A 4,466-nucleotide genomic window follows, 5' to 3' on the forward strand; every position below is an offset into this window, starting at 1 on the left:
GGTGACGCGCTCGCCATCACCAAGGCCTGCCAGGTGTTCATCGCCGTCGGCACCAGCCTCCAGGTCCAGCCCGCCGCCGGGCTCGCGGGGGTCGCCGACCGCCGACAGGTTGATGGTGGCGTACCAGACGCCCCAGCCCGGCTTGCCCGGCAGTTCCAGGAGCTTGCCGTGCGCGACCCCGGCGGTGGTGTGCACCGTGACGCGCGAGGCGGTGCCCTTGCCGCCGTAGTAGAGACCGGAGAAGAGGTAGTGGGTGCCGGCCCCTTCCGTCTGCATCGACACACCCGGCCGGTCGAGGTCGATGTTCCCGTCGACCACGCTGCGGAACTGCGGGTCCGGGTCGTCGACCGTCGTCCAGTGCTTGCCCTCGGCCGTCAGCCAGAACTCGGCGGTGCCGGGCACGACGACATGCTCTCCCGGGGCGACGATCCGGGGCGTGGCGGCGGCCTTCCACGCCACCGGCTCTGCGGTGACGGACGCCGTACGGTCCGGCGAGACGGCGCGCGCCACCGTGGGCCCGCTGATCAGCGCGGCGGCGACCACGGCAGCGGCCACGTACTTGTGGATCCCGGTCATGGAATGAACAACTCCTCGCGATGTACACGACGTTCGGACGATGGGAGGGCGCCTCTCCACTCGTCCAGACCACCGCTGTCCGCCGATCGGTTGCCCGTGCACCGACGGGAACGTCACATCCCGGGTCCGGCTATCCGACGGTCTCCGGGAGGGCGACACCCAACTGCGCGGCGCGCTCGGTGAGGTCGCGCCAGACCTTCGGCGCGACCGGCACCCCCTGTGCGGCCCGGTCCGCCGCCATCGCGGCGCTGCGCTCGCCGGGGTAGTACACGCCGTCCGCGCCGTCGGCCGCCGGCAGGCCCTTGAGGGTGCTCAGGGTGTCGTCGACCGCTGCCGTGAAGCCGTCCGCGCCGCCGAAGGCCGCCGGGTCGAGCGCGATGAGCAGCGCGTTCTGGCGGTGCCTGCGGCCGGCCGGGTCGTCCGAGTGGAAGGCGGCGAAGATCGGCGCGCCGACCAGTACGCTGGTGAGCAGTTCGAAGGCGAGGGACATGCCCGAGCCCTTCGCGCCGCCCAGCGGCAGCGGCATGACGGCCTGCTCGGGGTCGGTGGTGGGGGTGCCGTCCGCGGTGGCGGCGGCGCCCTCGGGCAGCGGGGTGCCGTTCGCCTTCGCCTGGCGGATCTTTCCGAGCGCGATGGTGGCGGTGGCCATGTCCAGGAGCAGTGGCGCGTGGTCCTCGGCGGGTACGGCGACGGCGAGCGGGCTGGTGGCCACGGCGGCGCCCTTGACGCCGGTGTAGCCCATGTTCGGCATGCCGGCGACGAAGCCGATCCCGACCAGGCCCTGCTCGGCGATCTTCGAGACGTAGTAGCCGATCGCCCCGGTGTGCACGGTGCCGCGTACGCCGACGGCGGCCACACCGTTGGTCCTGGCCCGGTCGACCGCCTCCGCCGCGGCCGCGGTGAGGGCCACCGGGCCGGGGGCGCGGTCGGCGTCCAGGACGGCGGCGGCCGGGGTGGAGGCCTCGATCCTGATCCGCGCGTCGGCGTTGGCCACGCCCTTGGCCAGCAGGTCGAGGTAGGCGGGGACGCGGGCGATGCCGTGGGACTCGACTCCGCGCAGCGCCGCCCAGACCGCCACGTCGGCGGTGGTACGGGCGTGTTCGGGGCCGAGGCCGCCCTTTTCGAGGAGGGCCGCGGCGAAGGCGCGCAGTTCGTCGGCGGGGACGACTGTCTTCACCGGCCGGGGGGTCGGGGTGTCGGACATGGTGGCGGGTGCCTCCTGGTTCAGCGGGTGACGAGGACGTCGACGACGGCGGTGGTTCCGTCCGCCACCGCCTTGAGCGCGCGCTCCAGGGCGGGGGTGAGCGCGTCGGGGGTGTCGACGGTCTCGGTGTGCATCCCGAACGGCTCGGCGAACCGCGCGAGCCGGGGCAGCCGGTGCAGATCGGTGCCGAGCCATTCGCCGGTCCCGGCGGCCGCGCCCTCGGGGTAGAAGCGGCGGTGGTTGAGATTCATCGACTTGTAGACCCGGTTGTTGAAGATCACGATCAGTACCGGCAGGTCGTAGGCCCGGGCGGCGTCGTACGACTGGATCACCGGGTTGTAGGTGAACGCGCCGTCGCCGACGGTGAGCACCACCGGCCGTTCCCGCACGGCGAGTTTGACGCCGAGGGCGACCGCGATGCCCTGGCCGAGCCCGCCCTGTACGTAGAAGTACGAGTCCGGGTCCTCGGTGCGCAGATGGCGTCTGACGACGCGGCTGTGGGTGATGGTCTCGTCGACGACGACCGCGTCCTGTGCGTGCAGCAGTCTGCGCAGGGTGGCGGCGACGAGCACCGGGTCGATGCCCTGGTCCTGCTCGGCCCTGGCCTCGGCGGCGGCGATCGCGGCCTGTTCGTCGGCGTGCCGGTGCTCCTGCTCGGCGCGCCGCGCGGTGACGGCGGCCACGTCGAGGTCCTTGGCCCGCTTGGCCAGTTGGCGCAGGGTGTTGGCGACGTCGCCTTCGAGGTAGCGGTCGGCGAACAGCACCTGGTAGGCGATGTGCGGGCGTTGGGGTACCTCGTCGATGACGACGATCTGCGCCGTGGCGGGGCGCCGGGACGGCGGGTAGAAGGGGGCCCGGCAGTTGACCAGGAGGATCAGGTCCGCCGTGTCCATCCAGGGGCCGATGTCGCTGCCCGCGTGCAGCGGGTGGGTGCGCGGGAAGTTGGCGCAGACCGCCGAATCGGGTTCGACGACCGGGATGTTCCAGGCCTCCGCGAAGGCCACCAGGGCCTCGAAGCCGCCCGCCTCGCGGCCTGCCGTCTCCGTGACGATCACCGGGTTGCCCGCCTCACGGATCAACTGGGCGACCTGGTCGACCTCTTCGGGCGAGCTGTGGGTGGAGCCCGGCGGGACGACGGGCTTGGCCTCGCGGCCGTCCCAGTCCTCCAGCAGGATCTCCAGCGGGATGTTCAGATAGGCCGGTCCGGCCGGGGCGCGCCAGGCCAGTTCCGCCGCCCTGCTGATCATGGTCGGCAGGGTGTGGACGCTGGCGGCCTCGTTGGACCACTTGGTGAACGGCCGGGCGACGCCGTGCGGTCCGCCGACGATCGACAGGTTGCGGTACCACTGGCCGCCCGGGTCGTGGCCGGGGGCGTCGCCGTAGGTGGTGGACTCGGAGGAGGCGACCACCATCGGCACGCCGGCCAGCAGCGCGCCGTGCACGGCCATCGAGCCCTGGAGCAGGCCGGGGGCCGCGTGCAGCAGCACCCCCTGCGGGCGGCGCTCCACCAGCCCGTAGCCGGTGGCCATGCCGACGGCGACGGTCTCGTGGGTCAGGTCGAGGTACCGCGGTGCGGGCTCCGCGTCGCGGTGGCGGCGGGCCAGGGCCTCCCACACCGGGGCCCACTCGGACCCCGATGAGCAGAAGAGGTAGTCGGCGCCGACGGCGTTGAAGGCGGAGACGACGGCGTCACCGCCGTCGACGCCCGGCATGTTGTTGCTGTCCGTCATCTCTGGTGTGTCCTCAGCCCTCGATCGGCCAGTTCAGGACCTCGGAGATTCCGCGGCCCATGATCCATTCAAGCTCCTCGGGCGTGAAGTCCCAGTGCTTGGTGAACTGTTCGATCGTGTCGGTGTAGGTGATGCCGTGGCCGAGCAGCCGGGTGATGTCGGTGCCGTAGAAGCAGCGCTGCGGGCCCAGCTTGTCGACCATCTCGCGCACGTACTTCTGGATGTTGTGGTTCGGGAACGGCTGCGTGGAGTAGCCGGGCAGCGCCGAGACCTTGACGTAGATGTTGGGGTGGGCGGCGAGGTCGGCGGTCTCCTGGACCCAGTAGCCGATCGCGTCGTCGACGCAGCGGGCCATGATGCCCATGTGGTCGATGATGATCTTCAGCTCGGGGTGCCGGGCGGCGATCTCGCCGAGCTCGCGCTTCCAGATCGGGGCGTGGACCATGGTGGGGATGCCGAGCTCGGCGGCGATGGGCCAGTACCAGTCGTTGGTGCCGTCGATCATCCAGTTGCGGTCCTGCGGCCGGTGGAAGGTCAGGCGCGTGCCCTTGACATGCGGGTTCTGCGCGAAGTCCGCCAGCATCGCCTTGCCCTCCTCGGGCTTGTTCTGCGGGATGCGGGCCATGATGCCGAACCGGTCGGGGTGCGCCTCGCAGGCCTCCAGGGCGTAGTCGATGCGGTCGCCCTCCCAGGACGGCGGCAGGATCAGCGCGCGGTTGACGCCGGCCTCGTCCATCAGCTCCAGGGCCTCCTCGTAGGAGAAGGGGTCCTCGCGGTGGCCGTTCAGACGGATCCGCTCGCGGGCGCCGGGGACCCAGGGGCGGTCCGGGGTCTCTTCCTTCCAGATGTGGATCTGGGTGTCGACAACGAACATGCCGCTACTTCTTTCTCTTCGCAGAGCGGGGGGTGGGGCGTTGCTGAGGGAACGCTAGGCGGGCCGTGAGGCCTTGCGGAGC

General features: G+C 71.7%; 3 protein-coding genes and 1 pseudogene. 1 reads left to right on the forward strand and 3 read right to left on the reverse strand.

The window, feature by feature from the left end; translation table 11 throughout:
- Nucleotides 1–96: pseudogene (locus tag ABT085_RS44260) on the forward strand (NAD-dependent deacetylase); the annotation flags it as partial.
- A 610-nt stretch (nucleotides 97–706) separates the two neighbouring features.
- Here the strand turns inward: ABT085_RS44260 and ABT085_RS44265 are convergent.
- The 3 genes from ABT085_RS44265 to ABT085_RS44275 are packed head-to-tail and all read right to left on the reverse strand — an operon-like array spanning nucleotide 707 to nucleotide 4,384.
- The gene (locus tag ABT085_RS44265; protein WP_351622275.1) at nucleotides 707–1,780 is read right to left on the reverse strand and encodes an Ldh family oxidoreductase; all 1,074 of its coding nucleotides are present in this window, start codon (nucleotides 1,778–1,780) and stop codon (nucleotides 707–709) included.
- 20 nt (nucleotides 1,781–1,800) lie between these two features.
- Nucleotides 1,801–3,510: a thiamine pyrophosphate-dependent enzyme gene (locus ABT085_RS44270; RefSeq protein WP_351622278.1), complete on the reverse strand. Its 1,710-nt coding sequence runs from the start codon at nucleotides 3,508–3,510 to the stop codon at nucleotides 1,801–1,803.
- A gap of 13 nt (nucleotides 3,511–3,523) precedes the next feature.
- Nucleotides 3,524–4,384, reverse strand: a complete 861-nt coding sequence (locus ABT085_RS44275) for an amidohydrolase family protein (protein WP_351622281.1) — start codon at nucleotides 4,382–4,384, stop codon at nucleotides 3,524–3,526.
- Between the last annotated feature and the right edge of the window lie 82 nt (nucleotides 4,385–4,466).

This window comes from Streptomyces sp. NPDC002265 (genome assembly GCF_040296125.1).
Lineage (GTDB): Bacteria > Actinomycetota > Actinomycetes > Streptomycetales > Streptomycetaceae > Streptomyces.

What these genes read in the sequence shown, in the direction of transcription:
- ABT085_RS44265 (WP_351622275.1), bottom strand. Translation starts at nt 1,780, where the DNA reads ATGTCCGACACCCCGACCCCCCGGCCGGTGAAGACAGTCGTCCCCGCC.
- ABT085_RS44270 (WP_351622278.1), bottom strand. Translation starts at nt 3,510, where the DNA reads ATGACGGACAGCAACAACATGCCGGGCGTCGACGGCGGTGACGCCGTC.
- ABT085_RS44275 (WP_351622281.1), bottom strand. Translation starts at nt 4,384, where the DNA reads ATGTTCGTTGTCGACACCCAGATCCACATCTGGAAGGAAGAGACCCCG.